Source organism: Aurantiacibacter zhengii (assembly GCF_003584125.1).
Lineage (GTDB): Bacteria > Pseudomonadota > Alphaproteobacteria > Sphingomonadales > Sphingomonadaceae > Alteraurantiacibacter > Alteraurantiacibacter zhengii.
On sequence record NZ_QXFL01000002.1, the window covers coordinates 35,356 to 59,342 of the forward strand.

Sequence of the window (23,987 nt, forward strand, 5' to 3'; positions counted from 1 at the left end):
GCAATGTCGTCCAAGGTGCAAGTGATGAACATGGCCGGTGCCGCGATCGGATCGACCACGCGCATTACCGACCCGAACGACAACCGCACGCTGGCCCGCAACATCAACGCGGTGTGGGACCTGTCGCGCCGCGCGGCCATCCGTGAAGGGGCATGGAACTTCGCGGTGCGCCGGGCCAGTCCCGGCGCGCTGGCCGCCCCGCCCAAGCACGGTTACGAGTACAAGTACGAACTGCCTGCCGAGTGCCTGCGGCTGCTGGAGATCCACGACCTGGTGGCGTACCGCGATTACCAGGTGGAAGGCCGCGAAATCCTCTGCAACGTCTCCGGCCCGCTGAATATCCGCTTCCTTGCCGATATCGCGGAACCGGCCGAGTGGGACGAAGCCTTTGCCCACGCCTTCGCGCTGCGCATCGCCTGGAACATCGGCACGCGCATCGCCGGATCGAGCTTCGACAAGCAGAAGGTGTGGCAGGATTACCGGGACGCGCTGGGCGCAGCGCAGACGGTGGACGCGCTGGAAAGCCCGCACCAGATCCAGGAGCGCGAAGAAAGCAGCTGGCTTGAAGCGCGCCACGCGTCGTCTTCCTGGTGGCCGCAAGCCTGATGGCTGTCGCGCGCCAGATCCTGACCGGGTGGCTTGCGGGGGAACTGTCCCCGTTCCTTTCCGGTCGCATCGAAACCGAGCAGTACCGCTACGGCCTCGACACCTGCGAGAACTTCATTCCGACGATCGAAGGCCCGCTGGTGAAGCGTTCGGGCTTTGCCATGATCCGCGAGGCCGACCCGACAAGCACCTGGCTGACCGCGTTTCGCCGCCTGGTGACACAGGAATACGTGGTGGAATGGGGCGAGGAAAAGGCGCGGTTCTACACCAACGGCGGCCGCATCGAGACTGAACCCGGTGTCGCCTACGAAATCACGACGCCTTATGCGGCGGCAGACGCGCCGACGCTTTCCTTGCAGCAGAGTTTCGACCGGCAATACATCGCGCACGGCGATTACGCGCCGGGCGCGCTGCGGCGGGACGGTGCCGCCCTTTTCACGATCGAGACGCTGGAGCTGAAAAACGGACCGTTTGCCGATCCGAACGGCGACGAAAGCGTGACGGTCTATGCCAGCAGCGCCAGCGGCACGGCGACACTGACGGCGAACAGCGCGCTATTTGACGCTGGCATGGTGGGTTCGCCGGTCATGCTGGAGGCAATCGACTTTGGCGATATCGTGTCCTGGGCTTCCGGGATGAAAGATATCGCCATTGGCGACAAGTGCTACAACGAGGACAAGGTGTACCAGGCCGCCACGGCAGGCAACACCGGCGATACGCAGCCGACGCACAGCGAAGGCAGTTATTACGACGGTGCGAACAGCAATGATGTTCTGAACGACACCGGCCCCTACGGCGTGAAATGGACGTACCTGCACGATCGTTTCGGGGTGGGCACGATCACGGCGGTTGCCAGCGGGACAAGCGCCACCGTCAGCGTGACGCGGCGAATGCCCGATGGCGTGGTGGGTTCCGGCAATGCGACGTGGCGCTGGCGACTGGGGGCGTTCAATGCCTTCCATGGCTGGCCGCACCTCAACGTGCTGCACGCGGGCCGCCTGATCTACCTGAAAGGGTACGATATCGTGGGCAGCGTGGTGGGCGACTATGGCGGCGGGCGGGTGAACTTCGCCACGTTCAGCAACCTTGGCCGCCTGGCACCGGACCTGGCATTTCGCAGGCAAATCGCGACCGAGGACGCGCCGATATGGGTGGCGAAGGATCGCCAGCTGATCGTGGGCACGCCGACGCGCGAGCTGGCCATCGGGCCGGTCAACGCAGCGGCGGCGCTATCGGGCGAGAATATCGAGGCGCAGGACCAGAGCAGCTACGGCAGCGAAGCGGTAGCACCGGTGCAGCTGGGCACCGAAACCATTTTCGTGCAGCGCGGTGGAAAGCGGCTGCGCGCGGCGGATTTCGATTTCGCGCGCGACCGTTACGACGCGGCGGACCTGACGGCGGCCGCCAAGCATATCGGCGGCAGCGCGGGTTTTATCCAGCTGGCTTTCCAGCGCGAGCCGGAAGCGATGATTTACGCGGTATCGGGTGACGGCCACATTGCCGCGCACCCCAAGAGCCGCCTGGAGATAAAGGGCTTCGGCCGTTTCGTGCTGGGCGGCGGCGCACGCGTGCTGTCGGCCGTGTCGATCGCCGCCGACGACGGCCGCACGGAAGAATTGTGGGTGCTGGTGCAGCGCGAGGACGGCAGCGGCGCGACGGTGAAGGAAGTGTGGAAACAGGAGCCGCTGCGCCAGCTGGGCACCGCGCAGGAAGAACAGTTTTTCGTGGACGGCGGCGTGCGGATCGCGGCGAGCGCCGGACAGACCGAGTTTACCGGCCTCGATCACCTGGCGAACCAGGACGTGGCCGTGCTGGCAGCGGGCGGCGTGGTGCCCGGCCAGAGCGTGGACGGCAACGGCGTGCTGACCCTGCCCGCCACCAGCGTTCCCGGTGACCGGGCCTTTACCGTCATCGTAGGCCTGCCCTTCACCGCGACAGCCGTGGGCCTTCGCCCGAATATCCAGCTGCGCGGCGGACAGTCGAGCCAAGGCGTAAAACAGCGCCTGGTCTATCTGACGCTGCGCCTGCTGGAAACCATGGGCATCAAGGTGGGCACGCCCGACCCGGACGATCCGCTGGAGCCGATCATCGACCGCGAGGCGGACGATTTCATGGACGAACCCATTCCGCTCAAGACCGGCGATTATGGCGGCGAGGTTGATGCAGATTTCGACCGCGACGGCCGCCCGCGCTGGGTGTCCGACGATCCGGTGGCGGCGGTGGTGACGGCCTCCATCCTGAAAATGGAAGTGGACGAGAAAGATGTCTAGCAATCCCTTCGACCAGATCCGCTTCGACAAGCTGCAACCCGAACATCTGTTCGCGCTGGATCCGCAGGACAGCCAGGTGCTGCAATACGGTATTCCGGTGAGCGAGCTGGCATGGTCCGAAGCGCAGGGCGTGGCGGACAACGAATTGACCTTTGCCGCCATGCAGGGCGACAAGGTGCTGGCCTGCATGGGGATCGTGGAGACGTTCGCCGGTTGCCAGGGCACCGCGTTCGGCCTGTTCGCGCCTGCCCTGGGCCGCGCGTGGCTGCCGATCACCGATTTCGCCCGCGATCATATTATCATGGAAAGCCCGCTCAAGCGCCTGGAAGCGATCGTGCGATGCCAGGATATCCCGGACTGGGTGACGGACGAACCGTGCCCGAAGATCCGCAGCGCCATCATGGTGGAGTGGGCCGCGCGCGAGGCCTCGCCGCAAGTGCGCTGGGCCATGAAGGTGGGGCTGGAGCCAAGCGCGGTGCTGCGTTCCTACGGCGCCGCGCATGAAGATCACATGCTGCTGGAAAGGATCCTGCCATGAGCGGCGGCGCTGGGATAGGCGGGGCAATCCAGGCCATCGGCAGCCTGATCGGCGGCGTCGGCGGCTTCGTATCGGGACAGCGCAACAAGGACGGGTATTACGCCCAGGCGCGCGAGGAACGCCGCGTATCGAACGAACGCCAGCGCCTGGTGCGACAGGACGCGCGCCGCGCGATCGGCGCGCAGTTCGCCGCGCAGGCCAGCAACGGCATGGTTGCCAACAGCGGCACGGCGATCGACGCCATCCGCGAAAGCCTGCTGGACCAGGTGCTGGACGTGCGCGAGCTGCGCCGACAGGGCGAAGGCCGGGCCAAGGCGTTGCGCCGGAGCGGCAAGGACGCCGAAATCAAGGGCTATTTCGACCTGGCGACGGGCCTGTTTGGTGCGGGCGCGTCTGCCTACGACGCTTCCAAGGACTGGGCGCAAGCGAGGAACGACAGCTATGGCTGAAGAAACCGGATATGGTCGCCAGGTCGCGCCGCAGCCTGCCGAGCCGATGCCGCTATCCAGTCCCGCGTCTTTCGGGTCGCAGCTGGGCGCGCAGATTGCCGATATCGGCGCACAGATCCACAGCCGCGATATCGCCGCCTATCGCCGCGAGCGACAGCGCAGCGCAGACGAAGAATGGAGCGGCTTCCAGCGGGGCTTTGCCGAGGCGCGCGTTACCATCGGGGAAACCGCGCGCGAGCGGCGGCAGACGGCAGGCGCTGGCCATGCCGAGGCGCTGGGCGAGGACTGGGCCAAGCTGGGCGAAACGCTGCTGGGCAGCCTGACCGACGAAGGGGTGAAGCGCCGCGCGCAGGACAGCCTGGCCAATTATTCGGCCAGCCTGCTGGAGCGCGAAGGCCAGTTCGAGGAATTGCGCCGCGTAGAGAACGCGCTGCTGGACGTTGCCGATTACGAGCAGCTGGCGAGCAACCGCGTGCGCCGCCTGGACGATCACGACGCCTACCTTGAAGAACTGGAAATCGGCACCGAATTCCTGCGCACCACGATCGAGGACGAGACGCAGTACCGGCAGGCGCTGAAAGGGTTGGACCGCACGCTGGCGGTATCGTTCCTTCGCGGCCGGATAGACGAGGATCCGCAGCTGGCCCGCGCGATGATCGCGGAAGGGCTTTTCGACCAGGCGCTGGAGCCGGAAGATATCACCGTGTTGCTCAATTCCAGCGACGTGGGGATCCGCGCGCTGGAAGTGGCCGCGCGCCGCGAGGCGGCCGAACAGCGCGCCGCGATTGTCGAGAACGCGCGGACGCAGATTGCCCGGCAGCAAGGCGGCAACCCGCTGGCGGACGAGGAATGGCAGCTGGTCGAAGCCGAGGTGGCCCAGTCGGGCGACACCTCGCTGCTGGAAGACGTGAGGCAGGCGCGCGCCGATGCTGGGTTCGTGCGGATCTACCAGGGGCCGGAGCCGATGCCGCCCAGCGTGCTGGAAAGGCGCATTGGCGAGCTGTCCGGCATGGCCAATCGCAGCGAGGCGCAGAACCGCGAGCTGCAATGGCTGCGCCGGAATATCGACGGGGTGCGCGGCGACTTCGACCGCGACCCGGCCGGGTTCCTGATCCAGTCGGGCGGAGCGCCGGAGATTGACTGGGAAAATCCCGATAGCCTTTCCGCGCGCGCTGTATGGGCGCAGCGACAGTCGGCAGCGAACGGCCGCCACGTGCCGCCCATTTCGGATATCGAGGCCGCGCCGCTGCGCGACCTGTACGAAAAGCGCCAGCTGGAAGACGTGCTGGGCGTGCTGGATGGCTTCGCGGATCCTTTCGCGCGGATCGACGCGGCGCAAGTCGTCGCGCCGGACGATGCTTTCCTGCACCGCATGGCGGTGATGCGGCCGCAGTACCGTGCCCGGATGCTGCGCGGCCGGACTGCGTTGCAGGAAAATCCGCGGTTGCTGAAACCGGAAAACGAGCTGGGCGAAGCGAGCGAGGCCATGGCGCTATGGGAGGCGCGGCTGCGCCAGGCGCTGGTGGAAATCGACCAGGCCGATACCGAAGCGGTGGTGGATGCCATGCGCTACCACATCGCCGGATCGGTGGTTACGTCGGGCTATGCGGTCGATGAACAGGCGGCGGGCGTCTTTGCCATCGGGGCGAACGCGGCGTTGGGCTACCAACGCCGCAACGGGGTGCCGCACGGCGGCCTTGGCCTGTGGCCTGGCGACAAGCCCTATATCCTGCCCGACGGCATGACGCGCACCGACTTCGCGCGGGCGGTGGGCACCGACTTCGCCCGCCAGCAACGCGCGGGCACAGCGCCGGTCAATCCTGACGGCAGCGCCCTGGCGGTGGGCGACCTCAACCGCGCCTATCCGGTGTGGCTGGGCGGCAATTTCTACCGCTGGGAAACCTCGCGCGGGAACAGTCTGCGCAATGCCGAAGGCGGCCTGTACATTTCGGAGATTGACCGGTGACACAGGAAAGCGGTGTCCTGGGCACGCTGCGCCCGGCCAGGGACCAGGCGGTAAACGCGACGGCCGGAGCGCCGGGGGACGCACGGCCGGAGCCGGGTTTCCTGGAGACGGCAGGCGCGGCGCTGCGCCTGGAGGAAGACGTTACCCCCGACGCGCGGCGCGGCCGCCTGCGCGAGGGATACCGCGAGCTGGCCGAGACGCTGGAAGACATGGGCGTGGATCCTGCCAGCTTCACCCGCGAAACCGACTGGTACGAAGCGCCTGCATGGCTGGGCGGTGCGCCGCTGGACCATGAAGCGATCTGGCGCGAGGCGCAGCGGGCGGGCCTGAAAGACTTGCCGCAGACGCGCGAGGCCTTCGAGCAGGATATCGTCAACCGCGAAGGCGCGGCGGCCGAGGACTTCGACACGCTGGCGCGATCCGACAGCGTGGTGGCGCCCTTTGTCGGCGGTTCGCTGGTGGGCATGGCCGAAAGCAACCTTGGCCCGCTGCAATTCCAGTTCGGGCTTGGCGGGCGCACGGTGCTGGGCATTGCCATGCGCGAAGGCGCGATCGGCGCGGCGGACGAAGGGCTGGAAGTGTTCGACCGCCAGCGCGGTTACGAGGCGGCGGGGCGCGAATACACGGCGCAGGACGCGCTGGTGGACGTGGCAGGCGGCTTTGTCGGCGGGGCGGTGATCGGCGGCGGTCTGGCTTCCGCGCCTGCCGTGACGCGCGCCGGACGCGCCGGGATCGTGGAAGTGCGCGAACGGTTCGCCCGCTTTTTTGCCGAACGCCAGGCGGTGGCCGATAGCCCGTTCGCGGGAACGATCGACGGCGACGATCTGCACGTGCGCCGCGTGAACGAGACAGTGAACGCGATTGCAAACGGCCGGCCGCTGGATCCTCCGGCTGCCGTGCCCGATTATGACGCGGTGAAGCGCGCGATTGCCGTGCCCGAAAGCGGCGGCCGCGACGGCGCGACGAACGGCATGGGATCGAGCGCCAGCGGCCGCTACCAGTTTATCCGGTCGACCTTCACCGAGCTGTACCAGCGCGAGTTCGGCGTGAACGCGGCGGCCGCGAACGAAGCCTGGCGCACCAATCGCTTCGACGTAAACGTGCAGGAACGGCTGATGGACCGCCTGCTGTACGAAAACGCGGCGGGCTTGCAACGCGCGGGCTTCACGGCCGACACCGGCAACCTCTACCTCGCGCACTTTGCCGGACGTTCGACGGCCGTGCGGATGCTGGAGGCGGACCCATCGACGCCGGTTTCGCGCTTTTTCAGCCGCGAGGCGATCGCGCAGAACCCGGCATACCTGGGCGGCGGCAAGTCGGTTGGCCAGGCCATTGCCGAGATCCGTTCGCGCGTGGGCGATGCACCGCAGGGTGCCCCCGCACCGCCCGCAGCGCGCGAGCCGCAAGACGAGCTGGCGGGGATCGAGGCCGAGGAAAGCGCGATCGACGCCGCCAGGCTGAACGAAGACGTGATCGTGCGCGACCTTCCCGCAGCGATCCGCCCGCTGGTGGACGCGCGCGCGGTGCCATTGAACCGTCCTGGTGACTGGGCGGCGGAGTTGGGCGTGTCCGAACGCGAGCTGCGCAAGGCACTGACCAACATGGCCGACCGTGGCGAGCTGGACCTGGTTATCGGGAGCAAGGAACGCGGGCGGGTGAAAATCAGCCCTCGCCGCTGGCGCGACCGCACCAACGCGGAAATCATTGCCGAGAATGACGGCGTGTGGCCCGGCAGTTTTCGCCGGGCGCGGCAGAGCGGGCCGGACGACGCGCTGGCCTATATCGTTGGCAAGGGCGGCATTGCCTACGATGGCCTGAATGCCCAGGGTCGCAAGGCAGGATCCGCTGGCCACGATCTGCGCAATTCGGGCAGCCTCGACCATTTCGTGCCCGGCCGTGGCCCGCTGCTGCGCCCGGAAGGCCGCAGCCTGGAGGAAGTTGGGGAACTGATATGGGAGGCAGGCTACCTTGGCCCGCCCGAAGCAACCCCGCGCCCCACCGAAACCGAAGTGATCGACTGGCTGGACGGCGTGATCCGGCGCGGCGAGAAGGTCTATCAGCCCAGCGAAGCGCCGGAGCCGCGCGCGCCCAAGACGCGCGAGGGGCGTTTCCAGTCCGACGAACACGAGTATTTCGAGCGCACCCGCTGGAACGACGCGGCAGAGCGCGTGCTGGGCCGCGAGCTGACCGACGACGAGCTGGACGCGGCCATGGCGATAGGCGACCTGCCGGACGACTGGCGCGTGCTGGATCCTCTCGACCAGGACGAAGCTCTCGACAACGCGCTGGTGCAGGTGGTAAACCGCCAGCTGGACGATGCGCTGGCCGATGCCTTCGCTGAAACCGAGGACGATTTTTATGAGGCCATTGCCGAGCAATTTGCAGATGCCGTTGGCCGAGAAGGTGAAGCGCGCGCAGCAGGGCGCGCAGGATCCCCGGTTGAGCAAGGCAACGCGGGAGAAGCTGGCCAAGTCGGCGGCGATGGCGCAGGAAATGCTCGACCGCCAGAACTGACCGAACGCCAGCTGGACGAGCTGGCCGACGATCGCACGCTTCCCCCACCCGATCCCGAACGGCTTGCCGAGTTTGCCGACCCGGCAGGCGAAGGCGTGCAGCGCGCGGCCGAAAGCGACTGGCACGATATCGAGGCGGAAAAGCCGGAGTTTGTAAGGCTTTTTCGGGGAGAAGCGGCCGAGGGCGATCCTTCCGCTGTCTCGCTGCCGAGCCGCCCCGATGAACCGCGTGGGCACTGGTTCACCCATGATCTCGAGACGGCGCGCGCGTATGCGGGCGACTTGGGCAAGATTTATTATGTCGACGTGCCCGGTGATCGCTTGGAGGCGGCGTCAACCAAATACCGCGCCAACAGCAACGGCGAGGAACGGCTGCTTACATCGGAATGGGCGACCCAGCGGCAAGAGCTTGATCCGCAGGCCGATTTCGCGCGCCCAACGCAGGACCAGGCGCGGACCGGGCTGGAGAATAGGACCGAAGGCCGGATCAAGGGCAAGGTTCCGCAGAAGGAACCTGGCAGCGATGGCGGCCTGTTCGACACCCAGGACACCACCGGCGACCTGTTCGATTTGCAGGACGGCCGGGGGCCGCGCAGCGTGGACGATATCCGGGCCGAGATCGTTGGAGACAGGACAGCGATCGAAGCCTTACGACAGTGCATCAAATAGCGCCGGAAGGAGCCGCCCATGGGCACGACGCTTGCAGACGTTTCGCTGGACCAGGACTGGACCGAACTCACCACCATCGCCTCTGCCGCTGCCCGCGTGCAGAACGTAGGCGAAGGCGCGGTGGCCGTTGTCGAAGGCGGTGCTGGTACCCCCACCGGCAAGAGCGGCACCGTGCTGGGGCCGCGCGATCGTATCGACGTGAACAACGCCAACGTGTGGGCGCGTGCCATTGACGATAGCGGCAAGGTTTCGCTGACCACGACCGCGTAATGAGCGCCGGGGCGTGCCTTGCCGACCTGGAAGCCCAGGGCGTGCTGGACGCCGCGCGCGCCGCCGATGCCCGCGCCCTCTACGACGAGCTGCTGGCCGAGTACCGGCAGAGCGGATCGCGCGAGGCGGCCGAGGCTCTGGCGACGCGCGACCTGATCGACGCCATGGAAACGATGGTGACGCGCAAGGAGTTTCTTGCCGGGCGCACCATCAAGGTGCGCAACCGGATTGCCGGGGATCTTCTGCGCTACGATGGCCAGCGCGGTATGGGCGGACGCGGCGGTGGTGGCGGGCCGATCGACCCGCGCGCCGGGCCTGCCTTTTTCAACCGGGATCCGCGCGCGCCCTATTCCAACGTGGAAGCGCGGCGCAAGTCGGTGGTGTCGGCCGCGCACCGGCTGCTGGACGACATGATGGAGCGGTTCTCCACCAACATCGCGGGCAGCGTGCGCAACAAGGCCCAGCTGCGCAACGTGACGCGCGAGCTGTTCGGGGAAAGCACCGGGGACGCGGCGGCCGCTGGCATGGCGACGGCCTGGCGCAAGTCAGCCGAAATGCTGCGCCAGCGCTTCAACGCGGCGGGCGGCAACATCGGCTTCCGTTCGGACTGGGGGATGCCGCAAAGCCACGACTGGAAAGCCGTGCGCAAGGCGGGGTTCGATGAATGGGCCGCTTTCATCCGCGACAGGCTGGACGTGGGCAAGATGGTCGACCTCGACACCGGCAAGCCCATGACGCGGGCCAAGCTGGAGCAGCTGCTGCCCGATATCTTCCGGCAGATCCGCAGCGAGGGGTGGGACAAGCGCGCGCCGGGCGGCCAGCCCAAGGTCGCCAGCCTGGCCAATCGCCGCGCCGACGCGCGGTTTTTCGTGTTCAGGGATGCCGACGCCTGGATGGAATATGCCGAGGCGTACGGCCAGGGCACCGCCTACGACGCGATGATGGGCCATATCGAGGGGATGGCGCGCGATATCGCGGCGCTGGAGATCCTTGGCCCCAATCCCAATGCCACGATCAACTGGCTCAAAGAAACGATCCTGGCCAGTGCCCAGCGTGACATGGATCCCGGCAGCAAGGGCGTGAAGCGCGCGGAGAACGCGGGCGAGAAGATAGACGAACTGTGGCAGGAGTATTCGGGGGCCAACTGGGGCGCGCGCAACGAGGCGCTGGCGCTGGGCTTTTCCACCTATCGCGCCTTTGCCACCAGCACCAAGCTGGGCAGCGCGTTCCTTTCGGCCATGAGCGACTTTGCCTTTTCGCGCAGCAGCCGCGCGTTCAACGGCCTGTCGCAGGCCACGATGCTGCCGCAGTACCTCAAGCTGTTCGTGCCCGGTTCGATCGAGGACCAGAAGCTGGCGGTGCGCCTGGGCCTGATCGCGGAAGAATGGAGCAGCCGCACGGCCGCGCAGAGCCGCTACCTGACGGAAGAATTGACCGGGGGTTTCTCGCGCCGCCTGGCGGAAGGCGTGCTGCGCCTGTCGCTGCTATCCCGCCACACGCAGACCATGCGCTGGGTGAACGGCATGGAATGGCTGTCGCAGTTCACCGTGGCGGCCGAGCGCACTTTCGACAACCTGCCCGACCATCTGCGCGAGGCGCTGGGGCGGCGTGGGATCGACGCTGCCGAATGGGACACGCTGCGCAAGGCCAAGATGAAGACGCAGCGCGGTGTCGAGTGGATGGACCCGACGCAGGCGGGCGACGACGCGCTGGCAAGCCGGTTCATGGAAGTGATCCTGGAGGACACCGACATTGCCGTGCCGGTGTCGGACCTGGCCACGCGCGCAGCGATCAACACCGGCCTGCCGCGCGGCACCCTGAAAGGCGAGCTGGGCCGCAGCGCGTTCCAGTTCAAGGGCTTCGGCATTTCGGTGATCCTGGCCCAGTGGCAGCGCATCATGGCCATGACGCCTGCCAGGGCCGCGCCCTACACCATCGGGCTGGTGGTGGGCACCACGCTGACCGGAGCGATCGGCTTGCAGCTGAAAGCGCTGGCAGCGGGCAAGGATCCGCGCCCGATGGACGACGGCACATTCTGGAACGCGGCCGTTATGCAGGGCGGCGGCTTCGGGATCTTCGGGGACTTCCTGTTTGCCGATCAGAACCGCTACGGCGGCAGCTTCGCGCAGACCATGATGGGGCCGCTGGCCGACGACGCGCAAGGTGCCTACAACCTGGCAACGGCCGAGGATCCGCGCACCCAGCTGGTGCGCGAGGCCAAGGGCTGGGTGCCCGGCAACAACCTCTGGTACGTGCGCCTGGCGCTGGACCGGATGGTGGCCGACCAGATCGACATGGTGATCAATCCCCGCTTCGGCCAGCGCGAGCGCGGCCAGCAACGCTTTGCGGCCGAGGAAGGCACCAGCTTCTGGTGGCGGCCCGGCTCGCCTGCCCCATACCGATCGCCCGACTATGCCAATGCCATTGAAGGGGAGACACCCGAATGACCGTAGCTGCGCTGCCACGTTTCAGGGACTATGCCGAGAACGGCACCACGACAGAGTGGGCGCTGCCCTGGCGTTTCACGCCTGCCGATATCCGCGCGCAGCGCAGGGCGCCCGATGGCACGATAACGGCCCTGTTAAACGGGACCGACTTCACGGTGACGGGCGGCGACACCGATGCCGGCGGTATACTGACCACCACGGCGGCGGCTGCCAGCGGGGTCGAGCTGAATGTGTGGTCTGAAACCGCTCGCGCACAGACGGCCGATTACACCACCAGCGACAGGTTCCCGGCCGAGACGCATGAGTTGCGCCTGGATATCCTCGCCATGGTTGCGCAAGAGCAGGACCGCGAGATTGCGCGTGCGCCACAGGTGGCGCGCGGTGCGACCGCGCCCAGCATCGGCGCGCTAACCATTGGTCATGCTCTCTACGTTGACGCGAACGGCGATATTGGCAGCACTGAGAACAGCACGGCAGCGGTGGCGGCTGATGTGGATGCGGCAGAGGCGGCGGCGACCAGCGCGGCGGCGAGTGAACAAAATGTTGCCGCTCTGGAAGCATCCACGAAAGGCTATGCAGCAACGGCTTCCACTGCTGCAACATCGGCTTCTTCAGCCGCAGCCGCAGCCTTAGCGGCGGGCAAGATTTACAACACTACGGCAGCGGGTGTTGCTGCCAATCCCAGCGATGATGATGGCTGGTGGCTGATTAATGGCGATGCGCTGGACTACTACACCACGCAGTCGAGCGCAGCGCAGGATGAAGGTTTTTCCTTGGCTGGGGCCGCCGTGGTGGCTGCGGTGGATCAATCCGGCACATCATGGGCGCGGCCAACGATTGCAGCGGGTCGGACGGCAATCTTTCGCGATGACAACCTGCGCGATAATCTCGTCTGGACGCCGGAAGGTTGGCAGGACAGCGCGAAAGTGATCCGGGCTACCCCCGACTTCATCACGGCTGCCATCGGCGCTGCGCCTGTGTTTGGCTATTCCATGATCCGCAAGTTTTCGAGCGCCTATTCCGGCGAATTGTTCCGGGTGCGCCGCACCAGTGACAGCGCCACGCTGGATTGTTCTTCCGCAGCGGAAGCGGAGGCATTTGCTGCCCCCTCCATCCTTAAGGTGGTGGGCATCTACAACCAGATCAGCGGGGCGCTCAAGACGTTCTCGACCGAACTGGATTACGTGAACGTAGGAGGTCTGCCCGCCGCACAGAACAACACTTCTGGCGCGATCAACATGCTAAGTTCGTCCGCCCTGCGTTCGTCTTTCCAGAACGTGCCGGGTATTGCCGGTTTTTACACGGCGATCTTCCCGGAATTTGGCGCACCGGCAGCCAATCGTGATCTGTTTTTTGTTTCAACCTCGTCCTCATCCTTGCGCCGCGTTGCCCTGCAATGGTCCGTAAGTGGGGCAATCTCCTGCCAGTCGCGCCGGTTGGACGGCGACAGCGCAGTGTCCTACACGCCGGGAACGATCACAGGCGGGATTGAAAGCATTGGCTGGAATGTGAATGCCAGTGCCAACCGTGCGCGCAACACTCGCAACGGGCGCACGATCCGCGACGTTGCGCTAGGCGGTGCTGGCAATTTCAGCAACACCACGCCCAACGCGAACATCAACAGCGACATTCCCGAAGGCGTAACCTTCTTCGAGGTAGCGGCATGGAACACTGCATGGAACGACACCTTGCACGATGCCTTGCTGGCAGACCAACTCGCGATGGTGGAAGGCAACCAATCGGACATTATCGAGGACGGCGCAGCAACGTGGTGGGCAGACATCGCAACGCGCCTTCCCGACAGCGGCAATATCGCAGTGGGTTACGGCACCTATTCCGGCCAGTGGGCCGCCGCCGAGTTCAACGGTGAAACTGGCGCGCGCGTTAGCAATCAGGTGCTGACCGAGGCTTTGCATGACCGCGACGAACACCTGATGGTCGCTCCGCATGTGCTGGACGATGGCACGCTGATCGCAGCCTTGTTACCGCACAATTTCAGCATTTCCCCCGGCAGCGACGATCAAATCCGGTTTTTCACTTCGGAAGATGGCACGGTTGCCAGCCTCGCGTTGGACACCACGTTTTCCTCTCCCGGTGCGGGGTGGAATTATGGCCAGTGGTTTGAGAGCGAAAGTAACCTCTTCCTACTTACCAATGACGATGTGGCGCGCACATGGAACGCCGTGCATTTCCCTGACAAGGTGATTGGCGACGTGGAAAAGGGCCGCGCGCTGGCTTACCAGGCATCGGCACCAGGTGGCGGGCAGAACCAGCTTTATTGCCGTGGCGACCAGGACGGTGACACGGTGTATCTTGTTTTCACCGCGCACCCGACCAACGTGCAAAACCCCTTGCGCTTGATGGCGCTAGATATGGAAGCGGGAACAAGCTGGAAGGACACCGCGCAGACCGACCTTGGCGACCCGTTCACTACTGGCTCGAACCTTGCCACGATTACCGGCCTGCCCGCGATCTATACCCCGCCGTCGGGCAAGAGTTTCCGCCTGATGGATATGGCACGTGGCGGTGATGCGATCATCGGATGCGAGTTTGACAATCCCGGCGACGGGTCGAGTGGCGCCCATGTAATGCTGCTCTACAACGGCGGCGACCGCTTCGCATCTTCTGGCTGGGACAAGATCAGCCTGCCGGAAGATACGGGGCAGCGCGCCGACAGCATCAACTATTTCCCCGGCGCCTGTTTCAGTCGGGAAGACACAGGGCGCGGCATTCGCGTGTTCCGAACTCGCAATGAAAGCAGCGGCGCGGTGCAATACCTGGAGCAGCTCGACACGCGCAACAAAGGCGCAAGCTGGCGCACCAACACGCTACTGACTTCGGACAAGGTGCTGCGGATGCCGTTCCCGGTAAAAGACGCGGTTCGGAGTGGGTATGCAGTGGCAGTGACGGAAGGTGACTACACCGATTATCAGGACTTCCGCCTGCTGATGAAATTGTTTCGGTCGGCATGATGCCCGCTGGCGACCTACTGACGCACCTCGTCAGCCCGGTATTGCGGTTCGACTCCGATGGTTATTTGCGAGGTGTGGGCGGTATGAAAGGGGCGAAAGCATGATGCCGCACCATCCCCCGCCCGTCGATCCCGAGCCGTTCCAGGCAACCATGGCCTTGCTGGCTGCGGTGCTGGGCGCGTTCGGCTTTGCCGCGCCGCTTTCCGTGGTGGCGGCCGGTTTTGTCTTTGCCACGGTTGGCGGCGTGGTGGGCCTCGCCTTCCTGCCGGTGGCCGAGCAGGACGAACGGATGCTGTGGGGTATCTGCCGCACGCTGCTGGCGGCCTGGTTCATCGGCGGCATTGCCGGAATGTTGCAGCCGCACATCGGCGGCGTCTGGATGGTGCCCGAATGGGTATCGAACGAAGAACTGCTGCCCGCTGTGATGGGCCTTGCCGGGCTGGTGTCGCGCTTTGTCGCTCGCAAGCTGTCCAACGGGGATTTCTCTCTGCCGTGGAACAAAGGTGGCCAATGAAAAGCGCAGTAAACAGGATCCTCGATCTACTGGAAACGACATGGCAGCGCGGGCGCGCCTGGCGCGTGGGGCTGGCCATTGCCGGTGCCGTGCTGGGCTGGCTGATGCTGGAGCTGGCCGCGCTGGTGTGGCTGGGTTACGCGGTGCTGGCCTGCATGACGCTGCCCCGCCTGGCCGACGCGCGCAAGAGCTGGCGCCACCGTGCGGTGTGGGTGCTGGCTGCGGTGGCGGTAATCGGTTTCGGCAGCGGGCGGTTGATGTGGTTCCTGTGGCCAAGCCAGCTGCCGCTTTACATCTATTTCCTCGACTTCGCGCACTACGCGATGATCGCCCACGTGGCGGTGATGCTGTCCCTCGACAACGCGCACCGTGAACAATCTCCCCTCGATCCTTCGGAGGATACCAATGGACCTGCATGAACGGCTGTCGCCGCACTTCACCCTGGCTGAAATGGTTCGGTCGCAAACGGCCGCGCGGCGCGGCATCGCCAATTCGCCGGGCCAGCTGGAAGTCGCCGCGCTCAAGCTGCTGTGCGAAAAGGTGCTGGAGCCGGTGCGCGCGCACTTCGGCAAGCCGGTGGTGGTATCGAGCGGCTATCGTTCGCCCAGGCTCAACACCGCGATCGGCGGCAGTACCAGCTCCCAGCATTGCCAGGGCGAGGCGGCCGACTTCACGGTTCCCGGCGAAAGCAACCTGGCCGTGTGCCAGTGGATGGAAGTCAACCTGAATTACGACCAGCTGATTTACGAGTTCGGGGAGACGGGCTGGATCCATGCCAGCTTCGACAAGCACCGGATGCGGAACATGGAGCTGCGCGCCGTGCGCGTCGGCGGCCGGGTGCGTTACCTGCCGGGGCTGGTGGCATGAACCGCGTCGGGGCTTTCCTGGCCAGCGCACTGGGCCGCGTGGTGATGGTGGCGCTGGTGGTGGGCCTGGTGCTTGTCACCCTTAACCAGTGCCAGAATGCCCGCAGGGCTGGCCAGCAGGCCAACCTGAACGAAAAGCAGGCCGAGGCGGTGTCTGACAGCGCGGCCGACGCGATCGGCACCGTGGGCGCTGTGAGCGGCCGCCAGCAGGACAGCGATGATCTAACCAGGAGTAATGCCGATGCGATCGACCAGGCCGAAGGCGCTAGTGATGCCGTTAATCCCTCTGTGCATGGCGCTGGCCTTGATGGGCTGTGCAGGCGGGCCGCCTATCGAAGCGACCCCAGGTGCGTGCAGCAGCCTGATCCCTGACGACTGGCGCGAAGGTGTCGAGGGTGCGCCGTTGCCGGTGGAAATGACCGTGGGCGCGTGGATCTCTTTCGGGGATGCGCAGACCGGCCAGCTGGACAAGGCCAACGATCGTACCGTGTCGACCATCGGCATTATAGAGCGATGCGAAGCGCGCGATCGCGCCGTGATCGAGGCCGCGCGTCGGCCGTGGTGGAAGATCCTCTAGGCCCGCCGAGTCGGCCTATGTTGGAATTCCAACATGGACGATGTTGGAATTACGAGGGCGGCACCGTCCTAAGTGCCTGAAAAAATGGTCGGGGAGACAGGATTCGAACCTGCGACCCTCTGTTCCCAAAACAGATGCGCTACCAGGCTGCGCCACTCCCCGGACCGCGACCGCCCTTAGGTTTTACGCGGAAACGGTGCAAGCACCAATCCATGTCGGCGCGCTGAAAATCGATCCTCCACCGACTTGGCGGGCAATTCCCGGCGAAGGGCGACTACGTATTTCCACCTGACGTTACGGGTCCGCAACGGATGCAGAACGGGGAGAATCCCGCCGCTTGGCCAGCCTAGGCAGGCGCCATGCTTGCACTCACAACTGCCATCGCCATGACCCTTTCCTGCTCTGTCACCGACGGGGATACCATTCGCTGCGGCGACGAAAGAATCCGGATTACCGGCATCGACGCTCCCGAAACGCGCGCCTGCCGCCAGGGGAGAACGTGCGTGCCGGGCGACGGACACGCATCCACCCGCGCCATGGAGGCCGCCGTTGAAGGCAAGCGCCTGACAATCGTGCGGCTGGGGCGTGATCGCTATGGCCGGACCCTGGGCGTAGTTTATGCCGACGGAGAGAATGTCGCCTGCACGCAGCTTGCCGCCGGACAGGCGTTTTATATCGAGCGGTGGGATGATGACGGATTGGTCGCCGCAGATTGCCCGCAAGTCGCGGCGCAGCGCAGGGTCTAGATCGCGAAACACGCAAGGTGGTGGGCCCGGCAGGATTCGAACCCGCGACCTAGCCGTTATGAGCGGCCAGCTCTAACCGCTGAGCTACAGGCCCACGTTACCTTGCGTGCAGATGCGCCACTAACCGCCCGCCCGTTTTCGGGCAAGCGGATAGAAGCTTCATTCTCCAGTCTGGATATCATCGGCCTCGTTGGCAAGAATGCCGACCACCTGCGTCCATACTGCCACGTTCTGGCGCAGCTGTTCGGGGTCCACCATAGCCAGCGTATCGTCGGGCGTGTGGTGCAGTTCGAAATAGCGGGTGCCATCCTGCTGCAGGTCGATGATCGCCCCGCCCTGGTCGCGCGAGATGTTGATGTCCGCACCGCCGGTGGCGACACTGGTGGAATTGGCTACGCCGAAGCGTACCACCGACTGGGCCAGCCGGGCATGCAGGTTCGGATTGCTCTCGCGGAAATTGCTTTCGAAGCGCCAGATCCGGTCGGCCCCGAAATCGCTTTCCAGGCCCACGGCAATCGGCTCGTCGATATGCGCAGCGCTGTAGGCTTCGCTGCCCCACAGGCCCGTTTCCTCCGCCCCTGCCATCAGTACGCGGATCGTGCGCAGCGGCTGGCCGGCCTCGGCCACGTTGAGCGCGGCGGCAGCAACGATGCCGCATCCAGCCGCATCGTCGATGGCGCCGGTACCCAGGTCCCAGCTATCGAGATGACAGGCGACCAGCACGGGAGGGAGCGACGGGTCACGACCCGCGATCTCGCCCACCACGTTGCCGCTGGTCGTCTCTCCCAGCCATTGCGGGGTGAGCGTGAGGTGCATCATGATCGGCTGGCCATCGGCGCGCGCGAACATGCGTTCCAGGTTGTCCGCATCGGGGTTCGACAGCGCGCCCGCCGGGGTTGGCTCCACGCCTTCTGCGAAGGTCGTGCCGCCCGTGTGCGGGGTGCGGTGACGCTCCGTGCCGATGGACCGGATTACGGTTGCTACGGCACCCTTACTGGCGGCAACGCTCGGCCCGGTCCAACGCGCGGGACCGGCAAAGCCGTAACCGGAACCGTCCTGCGTCGGGCGCATGTCATGGCTGATGAAGGCGATCTTTCCGGCAAGGCTTCCGCCCGGCGCGGCCACCAGGTCGGCATAGGTCGGGAAATAGACCACCTCTGCGGTGATACCCTCGGCCCCGGTGGAGGCGGTGTTACCCAGTGCGGTGATGTACATGGGCTGGGCGAAGGGTGCGGTAATGCGCGCCTCTTCCTCGCCGCGCACCCAGGTGCGCATGGTGAACGGCTCATCCGCCACATTGTCGAAGCCGTGAGCGTTCAGCCAGTCCACCGCCCATTGCCGGCCGCGCGCCTCGTCCGGCGTTCCGGCCTGTCTCGGCCCTACTTCCGTGGTGATTCCCTCAAGGAAATCCCACGCCGCAGTATCGTGATCCAGCGCGTGATCGGCCTGGCCGGCGACGGAATTTTCGTGATGGTTGGCCTGTGCGGCTGCGGGCAGGACAAGCGAGGCAGCGGCGACGGCCGCAAGTAGATGTTTTTGCATGGCCGTTCAGCTAACGCCAAGAAGCGTCCTTGCCAAGTTTTACCAGAAACGACTTCCCGGCACGCCCTTGAACGGCCCCGCAACCTTGCTGGTGATCCAGCCGCCGTAAAATTCGCCGGGCTGCGGTTTCACGTCCTCGCCATCGACGCGGCAACGGTCGAAAGGCGCGGCATAGAAGGCGACGAAGTTCGTCAGTATGGCGAAGGACGCGGTGGGACTGGGATAGGACCAGCCGACCCTCTCCAGCACGTCGTCGTCCACCACAACGTCCCAGTACTTGGCAGCACCTTTCCATTCGCAGAAGGACGTTCCGCCAGCCCGGCGCAGCACGCCATCGGCAATGTCGGCAGGCGGGATGTAATAGTTGGGCGGATGGCTGGTCTCCAGCACCCGCACCGCATTGCGCGTATCGACGATCACGCGGCCCCCGTGCTCGATCACGATGTGCGCGTCGGTCGGCTCGGCTATGGCCGGGCGGGGAAAGTCCCACACGCTTTCCTGGCCGGGTTCGACGGGGTCTGGCTCGGGATGTCTCATACGGCGTCCTTTCGGGCGAAATGGCGTTGCAGGCGCGGACGGACGCGCAAAAACTGGCGATAGAGCCGCTCAATCAGCCAGAGGACCGGCGGCAGCCGCGCAGCCTCTCCGAAAGGTCTCAGCAGCGGAATTGCACGCCACATTGCCGCGAAAGCCGCCGCCCCGCTCAAGAGGCGGCCTTTCTCGCGGGCGTGAAAGCGCGCCAGCAACTCGCCTTGCGACAGCGGACAGCTATCCGGCTCGCCATAGTTCACATCGATGAATTCGATGGCCCCGCGCCGGTCCAGTCTGCGCAGGCCGCGAATTTCACGCTTACACAGCGGACAGGCGCCATCGTACCACACCGTAACATCAGGCGCCATCGATCACCCTTTGGGCCAGTTCCCAGCCCGACAGGTAGGCATTCTCCACGCGCGGGCCCAGCAGCCAGTCGCCGCACGCCCCGATGTGCCTGCTCGCATCCCACAGCGCGCCCTCGCCCGCATTGCCGCACATGGCATAGCGCCAGCGGTGGGCATCGACGTGGCGCACGCGGGGCAGAGAGCCGCCCGCTTCCTTGCGCAATTGATCAAGCAGCAGGGTGATGACCGGAGCGGCGTGCTCTTCCAAATGCTGGCGGGACCATTCGCTCGATGCCTGTACCACCCAGCATTCCCCGTCGCCGCGCCCGGGTTTGGAACTGTTGCGCGCCGCCCAGCCGATTGCTCCTGCGCTGCGAAGGGTATCGGGCAGGTCGGGCCGGTCGCGGAATGTCACCATCAGGGTCCAGCAGGGATCCGAAACGGTCTGCCCGGCCAGCGCGGCCATGTCCGGCGCACTGCCGGCGAGCAATGGGGTCACCTGCTCAGCCGGCACGGCAGAGATGACCGCGTCGAAGATCGTGCGCGGCACGTCGGGGCCGACCAGCTTCCATCCCGTGCCCACGGCGCGCACCGTTTCGACACGGGTACCGAATGAAACGTTAGCCGCCGCCGCCATCGCCCGGATCGGCGCGTTCATCGCGGGCGTGCCGACCCAGGCGCCGTCCTTCGCGGCAGGCCATGGCGCAACCATGCCATCGGCGTGCCACGCCTCCACCTGTCTGCGAAACCGATCATCGTGCGCGGTGAAAAACTGCGCTCCATGATCGAACCGCAGGGTGTGACCATTCGCCTCGGCCCGGCGGGAAGACATGCGCCCGCCCGGCCCGCGTCCCTTGTCGAACACCTCGACGGTATGGCCGGAGTCCGTCAAGCGGCGCGCGCACGTAAGGCCAGCCATACCGGCGCCAATGATCGCAATGTCCATGAAAGGTCATTTGGGCGCGCGGCGCCAAGCGACCAATACCGGATTTCGGCCTAGGCCGCTGCAATGCGGGGCATGGTTTGCACTGTGCTGTCGCCCTCACCATCGCCGTTGGGCCGATCCGCCTGCCCGGCCTCGCCCTCGCTGGCGACGCGGTTGCGGCCGCCGTTCTTGGCACGGTAGAGTTCAGCGTCGGCGCGGGCGAACATCGTGTGGTAACTTTCCCGCCCCTGCCGCTGCACCACGCCAAAGCTGGCGGTAAGGCAAATTCCTTCGCCCAGTGCCGGATGCACCAGATGCGAGAACGTCAGGCGCACACGTTCTGCCAGGCGCGCCGCAGCATCGCCCCTGCAATCCCATACAAGCACGCAGAACTCCTCCCCGCCCACGCGCCCGGCGAGATCTTCTTCGCGGATCATGCTGCCAAGCAGCTCCCCGAAAGCAGCAATGGCGCTGTCGCCTGCCTGGTGCCCCCACAGGTCGTTGACCTGCTTGAAGTGGTCGATATCGGCCACCACCATGCACACCGGCACCCCGTCGTGCGCTGCCGTGGCCAGTCGTCTGTCGGCTTCCTTCTCGAACGCGTGCCGGATCCGGAGGCCGGTCATGGAATCGAAACTGCCGCGCTCGCGCACGTTGCGCACCAGGTCGTGGAAACTCGCGCCAAGCAGGACCATGGCCATGCCCAGCGCCTTCACCGTCAGCACAAGGTTGATGACGGAATAGTAGATCGACTGGCGATATTCCGCCACGGGGATCGCCCCTTCGGCAAGCAGCGTCAGGCTGGGCCGCAGGAGGAAGTCTGCCGCGTTGATAGCCAGCGCCGCGATGATGAGCCGGTCGATCCATTCACGGCGGGTGGAGCCGAGCAGGGTCACCGTACCGATCACGAACATCACGCCATATCCGGTGTTCACGATAACCAGCCGCGGTCCGGCATCCTGCGACAGCACCACCGCGGCCACCAGCGCCAGCGCCGCGGCGCCATAGGTCATGCCGAGCGCCGGCAGGCTTACCGCCACGCCGATACGGTCGCACACGCCCCAGATCAGGCAGCCCGAAGCCAGCGCGTAAAACAGCTGCGTCGCGTGGAAGAGAAACGGGGAATCGGTAGGGAAAAGATGCGTGATGCCGAAGCCGAGGCCGAAGAAAAAATAGCCGAACGCAAAGGCCAGGACATGGCGGCCGACACCCCCGCGCTGCCACAGCAGCAGCAGCGTCGTCATGAAGACGATCGCCGTCAGCGGCGTGGTCAGCCCGAGAATCTGTTCGCGCATGTGGTACCTTTTCTCCCCGTGCCCGCACTAGGAATAAAAGGTAAATGCACCGCTAAAACATTGCCCGTTTGGCCTAATCTTTCAGGCTGAAGGACAAACGGGCCTTTCTTCGGCGTCCCGTGCAATGCGGCCATAGAGGCCGCTGGCAACGCCGCCATTCCTCTGGACGCTTGCCCAGAGCAGGCCAAACCCCTATCTGCGCGACAAATCCAATCCATATCCAGATTCCGCGACAAGGACCGAAAATGGCCGCCCAATACGCATATGTCATGAAGAACATGACGAAGACCTTCCCCGGTGCGCAGAAGCCGGTGCTCCACGATATCAACCTGCAGTTCTATCGCGGGGCGAAGATCGGCATCGTCGGGCCCAACGGTGCGGGCAAGTCCACGCTGATGAAGATCATGGCCGGGATCGATACCGACATTTCGGGCGAAGCATGGCCGGGTGAGAACATCACCGTCGGTTACCTGCCGCAGGAGCCGCAGCTGGACGAGAGCAAGACAGTGCTCGAAAACGTCAAGGACGGCGCGCGCGAAACCGCCGACCTTGTCGACCGCTACAACGCGGTCGCCGCGCAGATGGCCGAACCCGATGCCGATTACGAGAAGCTGGGCGACGAAATGGCCGAGCTGCAGACCAAGATCGACACGGTCGATGGCTGGACGCTCGACAACCAGCTTGAAATCGCGATGGAAGCCCTGCGCTGCCCGCCTTCCGATGCCGAAGTCGGCAACCTGTCGGGCGGTGAGAAGCGCCGCGTCGCCCTCACCCGCCTGCTGATCCAGAAGCCGGACATCCTGCTGCTCGACGAGCCGACCAACCACCTCGACGCTGAATCCGTGCAGTGGCTGGAAAACCACCTGAAGGAATATGCCGGCGCCGTCCTGATGATCACCCACGATCGCTACTTCCTCGATAACGTGGTGGGCTGGATCCTCGAACTCGACCGCGGAACCTACTACCCTTACGAAGGCAACTACTCGACCTACCTCGAGAAGAAGGCCAAGCGCCTGGAGCAGGAAAACCGCGAGGAATCCGGCAAGCAGAAGGCCCTGCAGCGCGAGCTGGAGTGGATTCGCCAGACCCCTGCCGCGCGCCAGACCAAGAGCAAGGCCCGTATCCGCAAGTTCGACCAGCTGCAGGACGACATGTCCAGCCGCAAGCCGGGCAAGGCGCAGATCGTCATCCAGGTGCCCGAACGCCTTGGCGGCAAGGTGATCGAAGCCAAGAACATCACCAAGGCATACGGTGACAAGCTGCTTTTCGAAGACCTGTCCTTCATGCTGCCGCCGGGCGGCATCGTGGGCGTGATCGGCCCGAACGGCGCGGGCAAGTCCACGCTGTTCAAGCTGATCACCGGGCAGGAACAGCCCGACAGCGGCACCATCGAGATCGGTGAGACCGTTCACCTTGGCTACGTCGACCAGAGCCGTGACGACCTGAACCCCAAGAACAACGTGTGGCAGGAAATCTCCGACGGTCTGGATTACATGACCGTCAACAAGCACGAAACGTCCACCCGCGCCTATGTCGGCGCGTTCAACTTCAAGGGTGCGGACCAGCAGAAGAACGTCGGAAAGCTGTCGGGCGGTGAACGCAACCGCGTGCACATGGCCAAGATGCTGAAGCAGGGCGGCAACGTGCTGCTGCTGGACGAACCGACCAACGATCTCGACGTGGAAACGCTGGGCGCGCTGGAAGAGGCCATCGAGAACTTCGCCGGCTGCGCCGTGGTGATCTCGCACGACCGCTTCTTCCTGGATCGCCTGGCGACGCATATCCTCGCCTTCGAAGGCGACAGCCACGTGGAATGGTTCGAAGGCAACTTCGAAGCCTACGAGGAAGACAAGCGCCGCCGCCTGGGCGATGCTGCGGACCGGCCTACGCGGGTGGCTTACAAGAAGCTGACTCGCTAGGATTCTGGCGGGGAGGCTGCCCTCC

The 23,987-nt window shown here is 65.3% G+C and carries 21 protein-coding genes and 2 tRNA genes; 16 read left to right on the top strand and 7 right to left on the bottom strand.

Going from position 1 to position 23,987, the window contains the following annotated elements; genetic code table 11:
- Nucleotides 1-3 precede the first annotated feature (3 nt).
- The 14 genes from D2V07_RS03890 to D2V07_RS18520 all read left to right on the top strand — a co-directional run bounded on the left by D2V07_RS03890 (nt 4) and on the right by D2V07_RS18520 (nt 16,657).
- On the top strand, nt 4-606 hold the full coding sequence (locus D2V07_RS03890; protein ID WP_147366904.1) for a hypothetical protein: 603 nt from the start codon (nt 4-6) through the stop codon (nt 604-606).
- On the top strand, nt 591-2,876 hold the full coding sequence (locus tag D2V07_RS03895) for a hypothetical protein (protein WP_119584994.1): 2,286 nt from the start codon (nt 591-593) through the stop codon (nt 2,874-2,876). Before D2V07_RS03890 ends, D2V07_RS03895 begins: the two co-directional genes overlap by 16 nt.
- Entirely contained in the window at nt 2,869-3,414 is a 546-nt protein-coding gene (locus tag D2V07_RS03900; RefSeq protein WP_119584996.1) for a hypothetical protein, read from the top strand. The genes D2V07_RS03895 and D2V07_RS03900 overlap by 8 nt, the downstream gene beginning before the upstream one ends.
- Nucleotides 3,411-3,863 carry a hypothetical protein gene (locus D2V07_RS03905; protein ID WP_119584998.1) on the top strand — a complete coding sequence of 151 codons (453 nt, stop codon included), beginning with the start codon at nt 3,411-3,413 and terminating at the stop codon, nt 3,861-3,863. The genes D2V07_RS03900 and D2V07_RS03905 overlap by 4 nt, the downstream gene beginning before the upstream one ends.
- A complete protein-coding gene (locus D2V07_RS03910) occupies nt 3,856-5,829 on the top strand; it encodes a hypothetical protein (RefSeq protein WP_119585000.1) in 1,974 nt (657 codons plus the stop codon). The genes D2V07_RS03905 and D2V07_RS03910 overlap by 8 nt, the downstream gene beginning before the upstream one ends.
- Nucleotides 5,826-9,011 carry a hypothetical protein gene (locus D2V07_RS03915; RefSeq protein WP_119585002.1) on the top strand — a complete coding sequence of 1,062 codons (3,186 nt, stop codon included), beginning with the start codon at nt 5,826-5,828 and terminating at the stop codon, nt 9,009-9,011. The genes D2V07_RS03910 and D2V07_RS03915 overlap by 4 nt, the downstream gene beginning before the upstream one ends.
- Before the next feature lie 18 nt (nt 9,012-9,029).
- Entirely contained in the window at nt 9,030-9,281 is a 252-nt protein-coding gene (locus D2V07_RS03920; RefSeq protein ID WP_119585004.1) for a hypothetical protein, read from the top strand.
- The gene (locus D2V07_RS03925; RefSeq protein ID WP_119585006.1) at nt 9,281-11,728 is read left to right on the top strand and encodes a hypothetical protein; all 2,448 of its coding nucleotides are present in this window, start codon (nt 9,281-9,283) and stop codon (nt 11,726-11,728) included. Before D2V07_RS03920 ends, D2V07_RS03925 begins: the two co-directional genes overlap by 1 nt.
- Nucleotides 11,725-14,700: a hypothetical protein gene (locus D2V07_RS03930; protein ID WP_119585008.1), complete on the top strand. Its 2,976-nt coding sequence runs from the start codon at nt 11,725-11,727 to the stop codon at nt 14,698-14,700. The genes D2V07_RS03925 and D2V07_RS03930 overlap by 4 nt, the downstream gene beginning before the upstream one ends.
- A 100-nt stretch (nt 14,701-14,800) precedes the next feature.
- Nucleotides 14,801-15,214: a hypothetical protein gene (locus tag D2V07_RS03935; RefSeq protein ID WP_119585010.1), complete on the top strand. Its 414-nt coding sequence runs from the start codon at nt 14,801-14,803 to the stop codon at nt 15,212-15,214.
- Nucleotides 15,211-15,633, top strand: a complete 423-nt coding sequence (locus tag D2V07_RS03940) for a hypothetical protein (protein WP_119585011.1) — start codon at nt 15,211-15,213, stop codon at nt 15,631-15,633. The genes D2V07_RS03935 and D2V07_RS03940 overlap by 4 nt, the downstream gene beginning before the upstream one ends.
- Nucleotides 15,620-16,081, top strand: a complete 462-nt coding sequence (locus tag D2V07_RS03945; protein WP_119585013.1) for a D-Ala-D-Ala carboxypeptidase family metallohydrolase — start codon at nt 15,620-15,622, stop codon at nt 16,079-16,081. Before D2V07_RS03940 ends, D2V07_RS03945 begins: the two co-directional genes overlap by 14 nt.
- A complete protein-coding gene (locus D2V07_RS03950; RefSeq protein ID WP_119585015.1) occupies nt 16,078-16,452 on the top strand; it encodes a hypothetical protein in 375 nt (124 codons plus the stop codon). Before D2V07_RS03945 ends, D2V07_RS03950 begins: the two co-directional genes overlap by 4 nt.
- A 37-nt stretch (nt 16,453-16,489) precedes the next feature.
- Nucleotides 16,490-16,657, top strand: a complete 168-nt coding sequence (locus D2V07_RS18520) for a hypothetical protein (protein WP_158586762.1) — start codon at nt 16,490-16,492, stop codon at nt 16,655-16,657.
- 85 nt (nt 16,658-16,742) lie between these two features.
- Here D2V07_RS18520 and D2V07_RS03955 read toward each other — a convergent pair.
- Nucleotides 16,743-16,819: transfer RNA gene (locus D2V07_RS03955), tRNA-Pro, on the bottom strand.
- 197 nt (nt 16,820-17,016) lie between these two features.
- Here D2V07_RS03955 and D2V07_RS03960 point away from each other — a divergent pair.
- The gene (locus D2V07_RS03960) at nt 17,017-17,403 is read left to right on the top strand and encodes a thermonuclease family protein (RefSeq protein ID WP_119585017.1); all 387 of its coding nucleotides are present in this window, start codon (nt 17,017-17,019) and stop codon (nt 17,401-17,403) included.
- Between the two features lie 18 nt (nt 17,404-17,421).
- On the opposite strand, the gene D2V07_RS03965 is transcribed toward D2V07_RS03960, so the two are convergent.
- The 6 genes from D2V07_RS03965 to D2V07_RS03990 all read right to left on the bottom strand — a co-directional run bounded on the left by D2V07_RS03965 (nt 17,422) and on the right by D2V07_RS03990 (nt 22,043).
- A tRNA-Ile gene (locus D2V07_RS03965) sits at nt 17,422-17,497 on the bottom strand.
- 65 nt (nt 17,498-17,562) lie between these two features.
- On the bottom strand, nt 17,563-18,945 hold the full coding sequence (locus D2V07_RS03970) for a M28 family peptidase (protein ID WP_119585019.1): 1,383 nt from the start codon (nt 18,943-18,945) through the stop codon (nt 17,563-17,565).
- A gap of 39 nt (nt 18,946-18,984) precedes the next feature.
- Nucleotides 18,985-19,482, bottom strand: a complete 498-nt coding sequence (locus D2V07_RS03975; RefSeq protein WP_119585021.1) for a DUF427 domain-containing protein — start codon at nt 19,480-19,482, stop codon at nt 18,985-18,987.
- Nucleotides 19,479-19,844, bottom strand: coding sequence for a thiol-disulfide oxidoreductase DCC family protein (locus D2V07_RS03980; RefSeq protein ID WP_119585023.1), 366 nt, complete (start codon nt 19,842-19,844; stop codon nt 19,479-19,481). Before D2V07_RS03980 ends, D2V07_RS03975 begins: the two co-directional genes overlap by 4 nt.
- Nucleotides 19,834-20,769: an NAD(P)/FAD-dependent oxidoreductase gene (locus tag D2V07_RS03985; protein WP_119585025.1), complete on the bottom strand. Its 936-nt coding sequence runs from the start codon at nt 20,767-20,769 to the stop codon at nt 19,834-19,836. The genes D2V07_RS03980 and D2V07_RS03985 overlap by 11 nt, the downstream gene beginning before the upstream one ends.
- 50 nt (nt 20,770-20,819) lie before the next feature.
- Nucleotides 20,820-22,043: a GGDEF domain-containing protein gene (locus tag D2V07_RS03990; protein WP_119585027.1), complete on the bottom strand. Its 1,224-nt coding sequence runs from the start codon at nt 22,041-22,043 to the stop codon at nt 20,820-20,822.
- Between the two features lie 245 nt (nt 22,044-22,288).
- Between D2V07_RS03990 and ettA the strand changes: the two genes are divergently transcribed.
- Complete coding sequence (ettA, locus tag D2V07_RS03995; RefSeq protein WP_119585029.1) at nt 22,289-23,962, top strand: energy-dependent translational throttle protein EttA; 1,674 nt, start codon at nt 22,289-22,291, stop codon at nt 23,960-23,962.
- Nucleotides 23,963-23,987: the final 25 nt, after the last annotated feature.